This window comes from Kitasatospora sp. NPDC001683 (genome assembly GCF_053596495.1).
Window position 1 is genome coordinate 54,226 of sequence record NZ_JBSFGK010000009.1, and the last position, 14,769, is coordinate 68,994.

Genomic DNA, 14,769 nt, shown 5'->3' on the forward strand with positions numbered 1-14,769 from the left:
GTCATGGCCGACCGTCTTGACCTGACCGACGCCGCGTGGCGCAAGAGCACCTACAGCAACGGGCAGGGCGGCTGCATCGAGGTAGATGACGCGCACCCGGGCAGAGTCCGTGACTCCAAGGACCCCCACGGCCCGGCCCTGGTCTTCCCGTCCGAGGCCTGGAAGTCGTTCGTCGCCGCCGTCCGCAGCGGGGAGTTCGGCGACATCTGAAACAGCAGGCCCGGACCGCATCGACTGCGGTCCGGGCCTGTTGTCCTCTTCTCCCCGGCGGAAGTGGCTTCCGCCCGCTCCCGCCGGTCCTGAACGGCGCCTACGGGGCGCGCCGTTCCCCCTCGCCCAGGGGCGGCTCGTCGTAGGAGGAGGTGCCCTCGTCCAGCAACGGCTCCTGGGCCTTGAGGTGGGCCGGGGCCAGCGCCCGCAGGGCGTGGTAGCCGGTGATGACGACGAGCGTCCCCAGCGCGATCCCGCTGAGGCTGAAGGTGTCGGTGAACTTCAGCGTCACGTTGCCGATGCCGATGATGATGCCCGCCGCCGCCGGCACCAGGTTCAGCGGGTTGCGCAGATCGACCCCGGACTTGATCCAGATCTGCGCGCCGAGCAGGCCGATCATGCCGTACAGGATGACCGTGATCCCGCCGAGCACCCCGCCGGGGATCGCGGCCACCACGGCGCCGAACTTCGGGCAGATGCCGAACAGCAGCGCGAAGCCGGCCGCGGCCCAGTAGGCGGCGGTGGAGTAGACGCGGGTGGCGGCCATCACGCCGATGTTCTCGGAGTACGTGGTGTTGGGCGGGCCGCCGAGCGCGGTGGAGAGCACGGAGCCGACGCCGTCGGCCGAGATCGCGGTGCCCAGCTTGTCGTCCAGGTTCTCGCCCGTCATCTCGCCCACCGCCTTGACGTGCCCGGCGTTCTCCGCGATCAGCGCGATCACCACGGGCAGCGCGACCAGGATCGCGGACCACTGGAAGGAGGGGCCGTGGAAGGCGGGCAGGCCGATCCAGTCGGCCTTGCCGACGCCGGACAGGTCCAGGCGCCAGTGGTCGGTCATGTGCCCGCCGCCGTCCACCGAGTGGATCTTTCCGAAGACCCGGTCGAACACGAAGGAGATCCCGTACCCGAAGACCAGCCCCAGGAAGATCGCCACCCGCGACCAGAAGCCGCGCAGGCACACCACCGCGAGCCCGGTGAACAGCATCACCAGCAGCGCCGTCCACTGGTCCTGCGGCCAGTACGTCGAGGCGGTCACGGGGGCCAGGTTGAAGCCGATCAGCATGACGACGGCGCCGGTGACGATCGGCGGCATCGTCGCGTGGATGATCCGCGCCCCGAAGTACTGGACCGCCAGGCCCGCCAGGAACAGCACGACGCCCACCACGAGCACCGCGCCGGTCACCGTCGCGCTGGTGCCGCCCTGCGCCCGGATCACCGCGGCGACCCCGACGAAGGACAACGAGCAGCCGAGGTAGCTGGGCACCTTGCCGCGGGTGGCCAGCAGGAAGATCACGGTCGAGACGCCGGACATCATGATCGCCAGGTTGGGGTCCAGCCCCATCAGCACCGGGGCGACGAAGCTCGCGCCGAACATGGCGACCACGTGCTGGGCGCCGAGCCCTGCCGTGCGGGGCCAGGAGAGCCGTTCGTCGGGGCGGACGACCGCTCCCGGCGCGGGCGTACGCCCGTCGCCGTGCAGCTTCCAGCGCACGCCGAGATCCATGGTGGGGGTTTCGCTTTCTCTGTGCGTCGAGCTCTGTACGACTCTGTACTGCGAGCAACTGTCCGCACCATTCTCCCGGCCGCCCGCCCTCCCGCGCGCCACCGACCCCGCTCCTGACCTGCGCACTCGCGCGCACGACGGGGCCGGTGACGGGGCCGACCACCCTGGCCGGCCCCGGTGTCACCGCCTCACGGGGAAGTACGAGCGGCACAACGAAGTCCGATCGGACGACAACCGACTCAAGCACTCCAGGGCCGTCGCGACGCGCTAATGTGCACCGGGGCAGGGTCGGCAGATCGTCAGCGAACAACGCAGGGAGCGGTCAAGCGCATGACCAACCACTACGTCGAGGACTACTCCCCAGGCCGCGGGGCCCTGACCCCCCGCGCCTGGTACCCCCTATCGGACGCCAAGGCCCTGTCACTCAACGGAAGTTGGCGACTTCGCGTGTCACCGACGGCCGACGCCGAGGACGACTCCTTCGCCGAGCCCGGATTCGACGCCGGCGACTGGGCGCGGGTGGTGGTCCCGGGGCACTGGGTGCTCCAGGGAGACGGCTGCTTCGGCCGGCCCGCCTACACCAACCACCGCTACCCGTTCCCGGTCGACCCGCCGCGCGTACCGACGGAGAATCCGACCGGTGACCACCTGCGCGTCTTCGACCTGCCCGAGGACTGGCCGGCCGACGGCGGCGCGGTGCTGCGCTTCGACGGCGTCGAGTCCTGCGCCCGCGTCTGGCTCAACGGCACGGACATCGGGGAGTTCAAGGGCTCCCGCCTGCCGCACGAGTTCGCCGTCGGACACCTGCTCGAGCGAAGCGGCAACGTGCTCGCCGTCCGCGTCCACCAGTGGTCGGCCGGCTCGTACCTGGAGGACCAGGACCAGTGGTGGCTGCCCGGCATCTTCCGCGACGTCACCCTGCTGCACCGCCCGGCGGGCAGCGCGGGCGACTTCTTCGTGCACGCCTCCTACGACCACCGCACCGGCCGGGGCACCCTGCTCGTCGACTCCGACATCGAGGGCCGGGTGACCGTGCCCGCCCTGGACATCGACATCGCGACGGGGGAGACGGTCACGGTGCCGGTGTGCCCCTGGTCGGCCGAGGTGCCGACGCTGTACGAGGGAGAGCTGACCACCGAGGGCGAGCGCGTGCCGCTGCGGATCGGCTTCCGGACCGTGGAGTCGGCGGACGGTCTGATCAAGGTCAACGGCAGGGCGGTGCTCTTCAAGGGCGTCAACCGCCACGAGTGGCACCGCGAGAGCGGGCGCGCCCTCGACCTGGAGACCATGCGCCAGGACGTGCTGCTGATGAAGCGCCACAACCTCAACGCGGTCCGCACCTCGCACTATCCGCCGCACCCGGCATTCCTCGACCTGTGCGACGAGTACGGCCTGTGGGTCATCGACGAGTGCGACCTGGAGACCCACGGCTTCGTCGAACAGGCCTGGCGCGACAACCCCGCCGACGACGACCGCTGGACCCCGGCGCTGCTCGACCGCGCCGCCCGCATGGTCGAACGGGACAAGAACCACCCGTCGGTCATCATCTGGTCACTCGGCAACGAGGCCGGCACCGGACGCGGCCTGACCGCGATGGCCGAATGGATCCACGCCCGCGACACCTCCCGCCTCGTGCACTACGAGGGCGACGGGAGCTGCCGGGACACCGACATGTACTCGCGGATGTACGCCGGCCACGCCGAGGTCGAACAGATCGGCAAGGAACTGGACGGCGGTACCCGCAAGCGCCGCGAACTCCCCTTCATCCTTTGCGAGTACGCCCATGCCATGGGCAACGGCCCCGGCGGACTCGCCGACTACCAGCGGCTCTTCGAGGCCTACGACCGGCTGCAGGGCGGCTTCGTCTGGGAGTGGATCGACCACGGCATCGCCCACCCCGGGCTCGGCTACGCCTACGGCGGCGACTTCGGGGAGGAACTGCACGACGGCAACTTCGTCTGCGACGGCCTGCTCTTCCCCGACCGCCGGCCCTCACCCGGCCTGGTGGAGTACAAGAAGGTCATCGAACCCGTCCGCATCGTGCCCGACGGGACCGGGGGCAGCGTACGGGTCACCAATGGGTACGACTTCGCCGACCTGTCCGCACTGGCCTTCGAGTGGTCGTACCAGGCGGACGGCGAAACGGTCGCATCCGGAAGCCTGTCCGTGCCGGCGCTCGCACCCGGCGAGTCGGCGGACGTGAAGCTGCCCCAGCCGCCCGCCGGACACGAGGCCGTCGAGACGCAGTGGACGGTCCGGGCCGTGCTGGCCGCCGACACCGCCTGGGCGCCCGAGGGCCACGAGATCGCGTGGGGCCAGATCCCGGTGGCCGCACGGCCGCTTCCGGTCCTGCGCCCGGCCGTCCGCCCGGTTCTCGGGCCCGTCGCGGGCGACGGCGTGATCACGCTGGGCCCGGCCGCTTTCGACGCCCGCACCGGCGCACCCAAGGCCATCGGCGCCATCGAGGTGAGCGAACTGCGGCTGGACGTGTGGCGGGCACCCACCGACAACGACGAGGGCACGGACTGGCTGACCGGCAACTGCGACGCCAAACTGTGGCGCGACCTGGGCCTGCACCGCATGCGCCACCGGCTCGACGCGGTGGAACCCGGCGAGAACGCGCTGACCGTGCGAACCCGAGTGGCCCCGGCCGCCTCGGAGTTCGGCCTCGCCACGGTCTACCGCTGGACCTCCGACGGCGGCCGCCTGCGGCTGACCGTGTCCGTGAGCCCCGACGGCGAATGGCCCGCACCACTGCCCCGCCTGGGCGTGCGACTCGCCCTCGCCTGCGCCGACACAGTGCGCTGGTTCGGTGCCGGCCCCGGCGAGGCCTACCCGGACACCAAATCCGCCGCCAGACTCGCTCGCCACGAGTCCACCGTCGACGGCCTGCAGACGCCCTACCTGCGCCCGCAGGAGAACGGCGCACGAGCCGACGTCCGCTGGGCCGAGATCGGCGGCCTGCGCATCGAGGGCGACCCGGCGTTCCACCTCACCGCCCGCCGCTGGACCACCGAGCAACTCGACGCGGCCACCCACCTCACCGACCTCACGCCCGGTGACACCGTGTGGGTCAACCTCGACCACGCCCTGCACGGCATCGGCACCGCCTCCTGTGGCCCGAGCCCGCTGCCGCAGTACCAGCTGAGGGCCCAGCGGGCCGAATTCTCCTTCGTCTTCTCCCAGCTCCACTGACCGACCAGGGTCCGAACCAGCCCGCCCGCCCCGGTCCGTTACCCGCAGGGACCGGGGCGGGCGCGCGTCGCGTCAGCGCAGGCCGGCGAACAGGTCCTGCTCGGGCAGCGGCGCTCCGGTGGTGTCGCGGACGCGGAGGAAGGTCTCCGTGCCCATCAGCTCGGTGAAGCGTTCCTTGCCCATCCGCAGGAAGAAGATGTTCTCGCCCTGGCTGGCGTGGGCGGCCAGCGCGTCGTACTTCTGGCCGCCGTAGGCGTGGGTGTCCACCCAGGTGGTGACCTCCTCGTCCGGCAGCCCGATCGGCGGCAGCTCGGGGGCCTCGACGGCCGACCCGGCCCCGGCGGCCTCCCCGCCCTCGCCGTCCGGTTCGGCCGACTCCGAGGCCGGCACGTCCCAGTCGGCGCCGAACTCCCGCATCACCTCGCCGAAGCGCTTCATCGCCGAGTGCGGCGCGGTGGTCCAGTACACCTTGGGTGCCAGGCCGGGGGCCAGGTCCAGGGCGGCCATGGTGATGCGGTGGGCCTGGATGTGGTCGGGGTGGCCGTAGAAGCCGTTCTCGTCGTAGGTGACGACGACGTCCGGTCGGTAGTGCTGGATCAGCTCGGCCAGGCGGGCGGCGCCGTCGGCGACGGGGGTGTTCCAGAACGAGCCGGGGGCGTCGTTGGCGGGCCAGCCCATCATCCCGGAGTCGCCGTAGCCGAGCAGTTCGAGGTGGTCGACGCCGAGGACGCGGCAGCTGGCCTCGAGCTCCTCGCGGCGCAGGGCGGCCACCGCCTGCGGGTCGTGCCCGTCCTCGCCGGGCTTGACGCCGCCGGGGCCGTCGCCGCAGGCGCCGTCGGTGCAGGTGACCAGGACGGTGCGGATGCCCTCGGCGGCGTAGCGGGCGAGGACGCCGCCGGTGCCGGTGGCCTCGTCGTCGGGGTGGGCGTGCACTGCCATCAGTGTCAGGGGCCGGTCGGCCATGGTGTCGTCCTCATCTCGCGCGGGTGGTCCGCCCCCAGTCTGCCTCCCGGGTCTGACAGCCGGCCCCCGGCCCCGCCCCCGTACGGGACCGGCACCCGCACCCGCCCGGGTAGCCCGCACGACCCGAACGGGTATCCGTCCCGGCCCACCTGAGTACCCGTACTCAGGTGGGCCCCGGCGCCCGCCCCGCAGCATGGGGCCATGCTTCCAGCAGCGACACCGAGGATCGGCATCACCGCCGTCGGCTCCCACCTGCCCGCCCGCAGGATCACCTCCCAGCAGCTCCAGGACGAGATCACCGCCCACGCCAAACTCGCCCTGCCCGAGCGGATGCTCGAGAAGGCCACCGGCATCCGCACCCGCCACTTCGCCGCCGACGACGAGTACGCCTCCACCCTCGCCACCGCCGCCGCCCGCCGGGCCCTGGCCGCCCGCGGCCTCGACCCGGGCGACGTCGACCTGCTGCTCTTCGCCTCCGCCACCAGGGACATCTGCGAGCCCGCCACCGCCCACATCGTCCAGTCCGAACTCGGCACCCGCGCCCACGCCCTGGACGTCAGCAACGCCTGCAACAGCTTCCTCAACGGGATCGACCTGGCCCGCGCGATGATCCTCGCCGGCCGCGCCCGCCGCGCCCTGGTGGTCACCGGCGAGACCCCCAGCCGCGCGATGCGCCGCGACCCCGCCGACGCCGCCGCCCTGCGCGACGCCTTCGCCGGCTACACCTTCGGCGACGCCGGCGCCGCCGTCATCGTCGAACCGGTCGAACGCGGCGGCATCCTCGACACCGCCACCGTCACCGCCTCCGAACACTGGCAGGCCGGCGGCATCCCCGGCGGCGGCTCACGCCACCCGCGCGGCGACGAGTACAGCTACTTCCGCGGCGGCGGCAAGGAGTTGCGCGGCATCTTCGAACAGATCGGCCCCGCCGCCTTGGCCGCCCTCGCCGAACGCACCGGCCTCACCTGGGACGACTACGCCCGGGTGCTGGTGCACCAGGTCACCGCCCCCTACCTGGAGCGCTTCGTCGAACTCACCGGCGCCCCGGCCGACAGGCTGGTGCTCACCGTACCCGAACTCGGCAACGTCGCCAGCGCCACCATCGGCATCCAACTCGACCGCGTCAAAGAGCAGTTGAAGCCGGGGGAGAAGGCCCTGATGATCGGCCTGGGTGGCGGCGTCTCCCTGATGACCATGGTCTGGGAGGCCTCATGACCCTCTGGGTGATCATCCCCGCCTACCAGGAGCAAGCCCGGATCGACGGCGCCCTACGCGCCCTCGCCGCCCAGCACGACCGCGACTTCACCCTCCTGGTCGCCGACAACGGCTCCACCGACGCCACCGTCGCCACCGTCCGCGCCTTCGCCGCCCACGCCCCCTTCCCGGTCCAGATCCTGGTCGAACCGGAGAAGGGCGTCGGCTGCGCCGTCGACACCGCCTTCCGCCACGCCATCGCCCACGGCGCCACCCTGCTCGCCCGCACCGACGCCGACTGCCTGCCCGAACCCGGCTGGACCGCCGCCGCCCGCGCCGCCCTCCTCGCCCGCGACGCACTGGTCTGCGGCCGCGTCACCGCCCGCCGCGACGAACACGGACCGGCCGGCCGCGCGCTCTTCCGCCTCCTGGTCGCCCTCGGCGCGTTCTTCGGCCGCATCCGCCCCGCCCACCACCGCCGCCACGGCTACCTCGCCCCCTACCGGATGCACGCCGGCAACAACATGGCCATCACCGCCGCCCTCTACCAGGCCGTCGGCGGCATGCCCCGGCGCCCCTCACCCACCGACCGCGCCTTCCTCAACCAGGTCCGCCGCCACACCACCGCCATCACCCGCAGCCGCGACATGGTCGTCCAGAACTCCACCCGCCGCATCCGCGCCTACGGCGTGATCGGCACCGCCCGCTGGTACCTCGAACGCGGCGCCGGCCCACGCCCCGCCGACATCCGCTGACACCACTGGGGGAAACCCGCCGTGCTCGACCACCTCGCCCACGCCCTGCGCACCCACCACCCCGACCGCCCCGCCGTCCTGCACCACACCCGCACCGGCACCACCCGCACCCGCATCCGCCGCGGCGACCTCGCCGACCTCGCCGACGGCTACGCCGCCGCCCTGCACGCCCGCCGCCTCACCCCCGGCGCCACCCTCGGCCTCGCCCTGCGCCCGGGCCCCCGCGCCCTCGCCGCCCTGCTCGCCGCCCACCGCCTCGGCCTGCGCGTCGCCGTCCTCGACCCCACCGCCGGACCCGACGTCCTCGCCGCCCACCTCGCCCTCGCCGCACCCCGCCTCATCCTCGCCGACGCCGCCGCCCAGGCCGCCACCGGCTGGGCCGCACCCCTCGCCCGCCGCGCCGACCTCCACCTGCCCCGCCTCACCACCCTCGGCCCCGTCGCCACCCTCGGCCACCGCCTGCCCGGCTGCGCACCCCGCCTGCGCCCCGCCACCACCCCCGTCCCACCCCGGCACCACGACCCGGACGCCGACGCCGTCATCGTCTTCACCTCCGGCACCACCGCCCGCCCCCGCGCCGTCGTCCACACCCACGCCGGCCTCGCCGCCGGCCTGCACACCGTCACCGACCTGGTACGCCCCCGGCCCGCCACCACCGTCGTCGGCGGCACCTTCTTCGTCCTCGCCCCCGCCCTCGCCGCCGGCGCCACCGTCGCCCTGCCCGCCCGCACCCCCACCGCCCTCGCCCGCCAACTCACCCACCTCGCACCCGCCCACACCTACCTCACCCCACCCCAACTGCGCACCGCCCTCACCGCCGGCGCCCACCTCACCGGCACCCTGTGGACCGGCTCCGCCCCCGCCGACGCCGCCCTGCTGCGCCGCGCCAAACACGCCGGCGCCGACCAGGCCTGGAGCGTCTACGCCCTCACCGAACTCTTCCCCGCCGCCGCCGTCGAAGAGACCGACAAGAGCGCCCACACCGACGACGGCGACCTCGTCGGCCACCCCCTGCCCGGCATCCGCACCCGCCTCGCCGACGACGGCGAACTCCACCTCACCGGCCCCGGCGCCCGCCACCGCTACCTCGGCCACGAACCCGACCCCTGGATCCGCACCGGCGACCGCGCCACCCTCACCCCCGACGGCCGCATCGTCCTCGCCGGCCGCCTCAAGGACATGGTGCTGCGCCGCGCCCGCAACATCTACCCCGGCCTGTACGAACCCGCCCTGCACATCCCCGGCGTCGAACTCGCCCTGCTCGTCGGCGTACCCGACACCGACGGCGACGAACGCCTCGTCGCCCTCGTCCAACCCGCCCCCGGCACCGACCCCCAGCAACTGCGCACCCGACTCGAGGGCCCGCTGAGGCGCATGGGCGCCGCCCGCCCCGACGCCCTGCTGTTCGGCACCGTCCCGCTCGCCGGCCGCTCCCGCAAACCCGACCGGGCCGCCGCATCCGCCCACTGCGCACGGGAGTTGGCCTGATGACCACCCCAGCCCCGCCCCTCGCCGCCTCCCGCCGGGCCCGCCGCCGCGACCGCACCGTCTACCTGCGCAGCCACCCGCTCCTGTTCGCCCTGCTCTGCGCCACCCGCCACCGCCCCGTCCTGCGCCTGGGCCGCACCCTGCTCGTCCACGACCCCGACGCCTACCGCCACGCCCTCACCCGCATCCCCCTGGCCCGCACCGCACCCGGCACCACCGGCGGCACCGCCGCCCAACTCACCGGCGGCCGGCTCCTGTTCGACCAGGACGGCGACGACCACCGCACCGCCCGCCGCGCCCTGGCCACCGACCTCGGCGCCGCCGCCCTGCCCCGACTGCGCCCGCTGTGGCAGGCCGTCCTCGCCGAACGCGTCCCCGCCCTGGCCACCGGCACCCTCGAACTCGTCGACCTCGCCGAGGAGTTGGCCGCAACCACCGCCGCCGCCCTGACCGGCACCAGCGCCCCGCCCCGCCAACTCGCCCGCGCCGCCCGCGAAGCCGCCGCCGCCACCGCCCGCGACCACCTGCCCGGCCCCCGCCGCCACAGTCGTACGGCGGGCGACGCCGCCGCCCGCCTCACCGCCCTGCTGCCCGACCCCCGCGACGCCATGCTCGCCGTCGCCGCCGTCAACACCACCGTCGCCGCCCTGCCCAGAGCCGTCGCCTGGTGCGCCGACGCCCGCCGGTGGCCCGCCGTCGACGAACACACCGCACCCGCCCTCGCCGCCGAACTCCTACGCCTGACCGCCCCCTCCCCACTGCTGCCCCGAGCCGCCGCCGCCGACGCCACCCTCGCCGGACACCCCGTGCGCGCCGGCGACCGGCTCATCCTCGTCGCCCGCCACGCCGCCCGCGCCCACCACCGCACCCCACCCGAGGACCCCGCCGCCACCCAGGCCGTCTTCGGCGCCGGAACCCACGCCTGCCCCGGCGCCGCCCTGGCCCGCACCCAACTCGCCGACACCCTCCTCGCCCTGGCCCCCCACCACCCCCACGTCACCCGCGCCCGCGTCGACCGCCACGCCGCCCTGCCCGGCTACGCCCACCTCACCCTGCGCGCGGAAGGAACCCGCTGATGCGCATCGCCATCACCGGCGCCGCCGGCTTCTGCGGCTCCCATCTCGCCCGCGCCGCCGCCCGGTTGGGCCTCGACGTCACCTGCCACGGCCGCCGCCCCGGCCCGCTGGGGCACCACCTGCCCTGGGACGCCACCCGGGCCGACCCCGACTTCACCGGCGCCGACCTCATCGTCCACTGCGCCGCCGCCGTCGCCGACCTGCCCCGCGGCCACCGGGCCGAAGCCCACCAGCACGCCGTCAACGTCACCGGCACCCAGCGCGTCCTGCGCGCCGCCGCCGGCCGCCCCCTCGTCCACGTCAGCAGCGCCAGCGTCTACGACCCGCGCACCACCGCCCAAGCCCTCACCGAGGCCCACCCCACCGACGCCGGCCACCTCAACGCCTACGGCCGCACCAAAGCCGCCGCCGAACGCCACGCCCTTGCCGCCGGCGCCGTCGTCCTGCGCCCCCGCGCCGTCTACGGCCCCGGCGACCCCCACCTGCTGCCACCCCTGCTCGCCCGCGCCCGCCACGGCCTGCTGCCCCTGCCCGGCCCCGACATCCCGCTCAGCCTCACCGCCGTCGCCAACCTCACCGACGCCTGCCTGGCCGCCCTCGGCCTCACCACCACCCCACCCTGGCCCCCCGGCGCCTACAACATCGCCGACCCCGTCCCCTACCGCCGCGACGCCGCCCTGCGCCACGTCCTGGCCACCCACCACCTGCCCGCCCGCATCACCCACCTGCCCACCCCCCTCGCCCGCCTCGCCGCCCGCACCACCCTGCTGCCCGGCCTCACCCCCTACACCCTCGACCTGCTCACCCGCGGCGTCGTCCTCGACCTCACCCGCGCCCACGCCCAGGGCTGGAACCCCCGCCACACCCTCGCCGACTACCGGCCCTGACACCCGGCCCCCTCGGAGAGGCCCCCGCACGGACCCCTGGACGGACCCGCAGCCGACCGGATCTAATGCCACCCCCGGGCCCACAGGTCTCCGGGGCACCAGGGGAAGGAGACCCGATGCTGACCGACACCTCGACCGGCGCGGGCAGGGCGATACTGCTCCACGACCGCTACCCAACGCTCGACGAACTCACCGACACCGCACACCAACTGGCCGCCCGCCACCCTGGGCGCGCCCGGGTGCGCACCCTCGGCACCTCCCGCGCCGGCCGCCCCCTGCACCTGCTGTCCATCGGCCCCGAAGCCACCGACCACCACGGCGCCGACCACGTCCTGGTCGTCTCCGGCGCCCACGCCGACGAGTTCTCCGGCCGGGCCGGCATCGTCGAACTCGCCCACCGCGCCCTGGCCCACCCCGCCCCGCACGCGCGGACCACCTGGCACTTCCTGCTCTGCCTCGACCCCGACGGCGCCCACCTGGCCCGCGGCGGCCTCCTCGCCCGCACCCTGCCCGCCTACTTCGCCGGCTACTACCGCCCCGCCGCCGACGAACAGCCCGAATGGGCCCCGGCGATCGGCGGCAACCTCCCCGAGAGCCGGATCCTCCTCGACCTGATCGACGAACTCCGCCCCCGCCTCCAACTCTCCCTGCACACCGCCGACGTGGGCGGCACCTTCCTCCAGGCCACCGCCGACCCCACCGCCCTCGCCGACCCCTTCACACGCTCCGCCGCCGCCCTCGGCATCCCGGTCGAGACCGGCTCCTTCGACACCTACCGCCTGCCCGTCGTCGGCCCCGGCGTCTTCCTGATGGAGCCCCACCACATCGACTCGCAGGAGAACACCACCGGCATGCTCGCCCCGGACGAGAGCCCGCACGACGCACCGGCCGGCGCCAGCGCCGCCACCTGGTTCGCCCCCGGGCGCCACGGCGGCCGCACCGTCGTCGTCGAAGTCCCCGCCTGGACCAGCGACCGACTCGGCGACACCCACCCCGCCGCCGACCCCGACCAGCGCCTGCGCGCCAGCGCCGACCACCTACGCGAACGCGGCCGACACCTCACCGACCTGCTGCCCGCACTCCCACCCCACGACACCCCACTGCTGCGCGCCGCCCACACCCAGCTGACCGCCCTGCGCCAACTCGCCGACGCCTGGGACCCGCGCACCGCCGAGCACCCCCTCCTCCCACCACCCCTGCTCACCCGCGCCCACCTGGCCGGCATCGAGCTGTGGGCCCACCGCATCCCGGTCCGCGCCGCCGCCCTCCTACGCCGCGCCACCCCCGACCCCGACCCCCGCCTCACCACCCTCCTGCACACCTGGTGCACCCACTACCGCCGCCGCTTCCACCCCACCTGGCTGCCCGTCACCCGCCAGGCCACCCACCACGCCAACACCGCCGAAGCCGCGGCCCACCTGACCTGACCGGCGCCCGGCGGCGCCTCAGGACCCCGCCGCGTGCCGCCGCAGAGCGCCGACCCGCTCGCTGACCCGCGCCGCGGCGCCGGGGCCCGCCAGGAGGGTGACGTTGGTGGGCGAGGTGGACAGCGTCGAGTCGACGGCGATGATCGGGACCGACGGCGCGGCCGAGGCGATGCCGGTGGTCGCCCGGCCGAAAGGCGCGCCGACGGTGACGATCAGGTCGCAGTGCTGGACGAGCAGTCCCGCGAGGTGCGGAGCGGCCTGTTCCGCAGTGGTCGCCGGTTCGATCATCTGCTGGACGTTGGTGCCGTGCTGCGTTCCGGCCGTCTGCATGGCGGACCAGATCCCGGTGACGGTGTCACCGCCCGTCGAGCTCGCGCTGTCGGCCGCCAGACACGCGGTCGCTCGTCCCGACACGTCGTTCGCCTTGGTGGCGCTCGTGCGTGGTGTGTCGTCACCCGTGAACAGCACGTAGCCGAGTACGGCGGCAGCGGCGGCGACGCCCAGGGAGGAGACGACCAGGGTGCGGCGGCCGGGACGAAGGCGCAGTGACATGGGGCGGGGCCCTCCTGGGGACGGGAGCTGGTCAGCTGTTCCGCTTGGAACGGGACGTGCGTGAGGACGTGCCGGAACCGGGCCTCGGCCGGGCAGACTTGCCGGCCGCGTTCACGACGGGCCGGGAAGGCCCGCTCTCCCGGATGTTCCCCCGACCACGGGACCTGCGCCGGAAGACGGCCGCGACACAGGCGACCAGGACGATTCCGGCGGACGACACGATGATGACGAACAGGCCGGAATCCGAATCGGATCCGGCATCAACCGATTCGCGCGATTCGCGGAGAAGGGGGTTCTCGCGCTCACCGTCGTCAGTGGACGAAATCGCCGAGATCGGGTCGATTCTTCCGAAACCGAGTTTCGGGTCGGGGTGGTTGTTCCGCTCGACCGTCGTGGTGATGAGGCGGTGAATCACCTGCCCTGCTGTCAAATCCGGATGTGCCGAGCGGATGAGCGCGGCAGTGGCCGAGACGTAGGCCGCCGCGTAGCTCGTGCCGTCGGCCTTCACGTATCGGCCCTGGTTGTTGGTCGAGTAGATCTCGGCGGCGGGCGCGGCGACGACGATGCCGCGGCCGGATTCGCTGGCTTTCCAGAAAGTGCCGGTCTCGTCGACCCCGGAAACCGATACGACTCCGGGGAAAGCGGCCGGATACATCGGTGGATTCCCCCGGTCGCCCTCGTTGCCCGCCGAGGCGACGACGACGGCGTCCTTGCCCATGGCGTAGGTGACGGCCTGTTTGAGAAGCGGGTCCGGTTCGGGTGCGCCGAGGGAGACGTTGATGATCCGGGCACCGTGGTCGGCCGCCCAGACGATGCCCCGCGCGACCATGGGGGCGGAGACCTGGTTCCCGGTGCCGACGCGGACCGGCAGGATCTTCGCGTCCGGCGCGAGGCCCGTCATGCCCTCACCGGGCGCCGGGCCTCCGGTGCCGGCGATGATGCCGGCGATGGCGGTCCCGTGGGACTCGCCAGAGGTGTCCGTCCGGCCGTCGTCGCCGTCACCGATCAGGCTGGCGCCGGGAAGGACCTGTCCGGCCAGGTCGGGATGCGAGGCCGAGACCCCGCTGTCGACGACGGCGACCGTCGTTCCGGCACCGCGGCTGATCGACCAGATCCGGTCGGCCTTGAAGTGTTCGGCGTCCAGTGGCCATTCGCTGGAACGGATGCTTCCGGCATTGCTGACGGGTGTTCCGGTGACCAGGGCGGACACGGTGAATACGGCAACACCGCAGGCATGGAAAAACCGGCGTATTGCGGCCATCGGTGGTGCTCCTGAGACGGAGTGACGGTGATTCAAGAAGGCATGAGGGTGCCTAGATCGATGGCGATCTTATACACACGCAGCCTTGCCGGAAGCCCCGGGGTCAGACATCGGGACCGCGCTTTGCAGAACTTTTGCCAGGACCATTTGAAGGCAAAGCGGGAGATAGCCCGGCATCTCGGATGGCGGGCGGTGGTTGCGCACTGGACCCGAAGTGGTCGTGATCGATAGAAGATCTGTCGGCCTGCCTGATGGGG

Annotated in this window: 12 protein-coding genes; 8 read left to right on the plus strand and 4 right to left on the minus strand. The window is 73.7% G+C overall.

The features are described 5' to 3' along the window. Window positions 1-3: 3 nt before the first annotated feature. Window positions 4-210, plus strand: coding sequence for a DUF397 domain-containing protein (locus ACWCYO_RS07330; protein ID WP_449783672.1), 207 nt, complete (start codon window positions 4-6; stop codon window positions 208-210). Window positions 211-310: 100 nt separating this feature from the next. Here ACWCYO_RS07330 and ACWCYO_RS07335 read toward each other — a convergent pair whose 3' ends face one another. Next, window positions 311-1,714, minus strand: a complete 1,404-nt coding sequence (locus tag ACWCYO_RS07335; protein ID WP_449783673.1) for a uracil-xanthine permease family protein — start codon at window positions 1,712-1,714, stop codon at window positions 311-313. 330 nt (window positions 1,715-2,044) lie between these two features. Here ACWCYO_RS07335 and ACWCYO_RS07340 point away from each other — a divergent pair, with 330 nt between their 5' ends. Then, on the plus strand, window positions 2,045-4,909 hold the full coding sequence (locus ACWCYO_RS07340; RefSeq protein ID WP_449783674.1) for a glycoside hydrolase family 2 TIM barrel-domain containing protein: 2,865 nt from the start codon (window positions 2,045-2,047) through the stop codon (window positions 4,907-4,909). Between the two features lie 72 nt (window positions 4,910-4,981). Here the strand turns inward: ACWCYO_RS07340 and ACWCYO_RS07345 are convergent, their stop codons facing one another. Continuing rightward, on the minus strand, window positions 4,982-5,872 hold the full coding sequence (locus ACWCYO_RS07345; protein WP_270150264.1) for a PIG-L family deacetylase: 891 nt from the start codon (window positions 5,870-5,872) through the stop codon (window positions 4,982-4,984). A gap of 201 nt (window positions 5,873-6,073) precedes the next feature. Here ACWCYO_RS07345 and ACWCYO_RS07350 point away from each other — a divergent pair, with 201 nt between their 5' ends. The 6 genes from ACWCYO_RS07350 (at window position 6,074) to ACWCYO_RS07375 (ending at window position 12,699) form a co-directional block, all read left to right on the plus strand. Then, window positions 6,074-7,087: a 3-oxoacyl-ACP synthase III family protein gene (locus ACWCYO_RS07350; RefSeq protein ID WP_449783675.1), complete on the plus strand. Its 1,014-nt coding sequence runs from the start codon at window positions 6,074-6,076 to the stop codon at window positions 7,085-7,087. Further along, window positions 7,084-7,821, plus strand: coding sequence for a glycosyltransferase (locus ACWCYO_RS07355; RefSeq protein WP_270150266.1), 738 nt, complete (start codon window positions 7,084-7,086; stop codon window positions 7,819-7,821). Before ACWCYO_RS07350 ends, ACWCYO_RS07355 begins: the two co-directional genes overlap by 4 nt. 21 nt (window positions 7,822-7,842) lie before the next feature. Continuing rightward, window positions 7,843-9,309, plus strand: coding sequence for an AMP-binding protein (locus ACWCYO_RS07360; protein WP_449783676.1), 1,467 nt, complete (start codon window positions 7,843-7,845; stop codon window positions 9,307-9,309). Continuing rightward, window positions 9,309-10,385 (plus strand): cytochrome P450, encoded by a 1,077-nt coding sequence (locus ACWCYO_RS07365; protein WP_449783677.1) that lies wholly within the window; start codon window positions 9,309-9,311, stop codon window positions 10,383-10,385. Before ACWCYO_RS07360 ends, ACWCYO_RS07365 begins: the two co-directional genes overlap by 1 nt. Beyond that, a complete protein-coding gene (locus ACWCYO_RS07370) occupies window positions 10,385-11,272 on the plus strand; it encodes an NAD-dependent epimerase/dehydratase family protein (RefSeq protein WP_449783678.1) in 888 nt (295 codons plus the stop codon). The genes ACWCYO_RS07365 and ACWCYO_RS07370 overlap by 1 nt, the downstream gene beginning before the upstream one ends. Window positions 11,273-11,388: 116 nt before the next feature. After that, window positions 11,389-12,699, plus strand: coding sequence for a M14 family zinc carboxypeptidase (locus ACWCYO_RS07375; protein ID WP_449783679.1), 1,311 nt, complete (start codon window positions 11,389-11,391; stop codon window positions 12,697-12,699). A gap of 18 nt (window positions 12,700-12,717) precedes the next feature. Here ACWCYO_RS07375 and ACWCYO_RS07380 read toward each other — a convergent pair whose 3' ends face one another. Both ACWCYO_RS07380 and mycP read right to left on the minus strand, forming a co-directional pair. Continuing rightward, window positions 12,718-13,251: a type 1 periplasmic-binding domain-containing protein gene (locus ACWCYO_RS07380; RefSeq protein ID WP_270150275.1), complete on the minus strand. Its 534-nt coding sequence runs from the start codon at window positions 13,249-13,251 to the stop codon at window positions 12,718-12,720. Window positions 13,252-13,282: 31 nt separating this feature from the next. Beyond that, on the minus strand, window positions 13,283-14,512 hold the full coding sequence (mycP, locus tag ACWCYO_RS07385) for a type VII secretion-associated serine protease mycosin (protein WP_449783680.1): 1,230 nt from the start codon (window positions 14,510-14,512) through the stop codon (window positions 13,283-13,285). Window positions 14,513-14,769: the final 257 nt, after the last annotated feature.

Coding starts and splice junctions, on each gene's coding strand:
- ACWCYO_RS07330 (WP_449783672.1), top strand. CDS start 4: ATGGCCGACCGTCTTGACCTGACCGACGCCGCGTGGCGCAAGAGCACC.
- ACWCYO_RS07335 (WP_449783673.1), bottom strand. CDS start 1,714: ATGGATCTCGGCGTGCGCTGGAAGCTGCACGGCGACGGGCGTACGCCC.
- ACWCYO_RS07340 (WP_449783674.1), top strand. CDS start 2,045: ATGACCAACCACTACGTCGAGGACTACTCCCCAGGCCGCGGGGCCCTG.
- ACWCYO_RS07345 (WP_270150264.1), bottom strand. CDS start 5,872: ATGGCCGACCGGCCCCTGACACTGATGGCAGTGCACGCCCACCCCGAC.
- ACWCYO_RS07350 (WP_449783675.1), top strand. CDS start 6,074: ATGCTTCCAGCAGCGACACCGAGGATCGGCATCACCGCCGTCGGCTCC.
- ACWCYO_RS07355 (WP_270150266.1), top strand. CDS start 7,084: ATGACCCTCTGGGTGATCATCCCCGCCTACCAGGAGCAAGCCCGGATC.
- ACWCYO_RS07365 (WP_449783677.1), top strand. CDS start 9,309: ATGACCACCCCAGCCCCGCCCCTCGCCGCCTCCCGCCGGGCCCGCCGC.
- ACWCYO_RS07370 (WP_449783678.1), top strand. CDS start 10,385: ATGCGCATCGCCATCACCGGCGCCGCCGGCTTCTGCGGCTCCCATCTC.
- ACWCYO_RS07375 (WP_449783679.1), top strand. CDS start 11,389: ATGCTGACCGACACCTCGACCGGCGCGGGCAGGGCGATACTGCTCCAC.
- ACWCYO_RS07380 (WP_270150275.1), bottom strand. CDS start 13,251: ATGTCACTGCGCCTTCGTCCCGGCCGCCGCACCCTGGTCGTCTCCTCC.
- mycP (WP_449783680.1), bottom strand. CDS start 14,512: ATGGCCGCAATACGCCGGTTTTTCCATGCCTGCGGTGTTGCCGTATTC.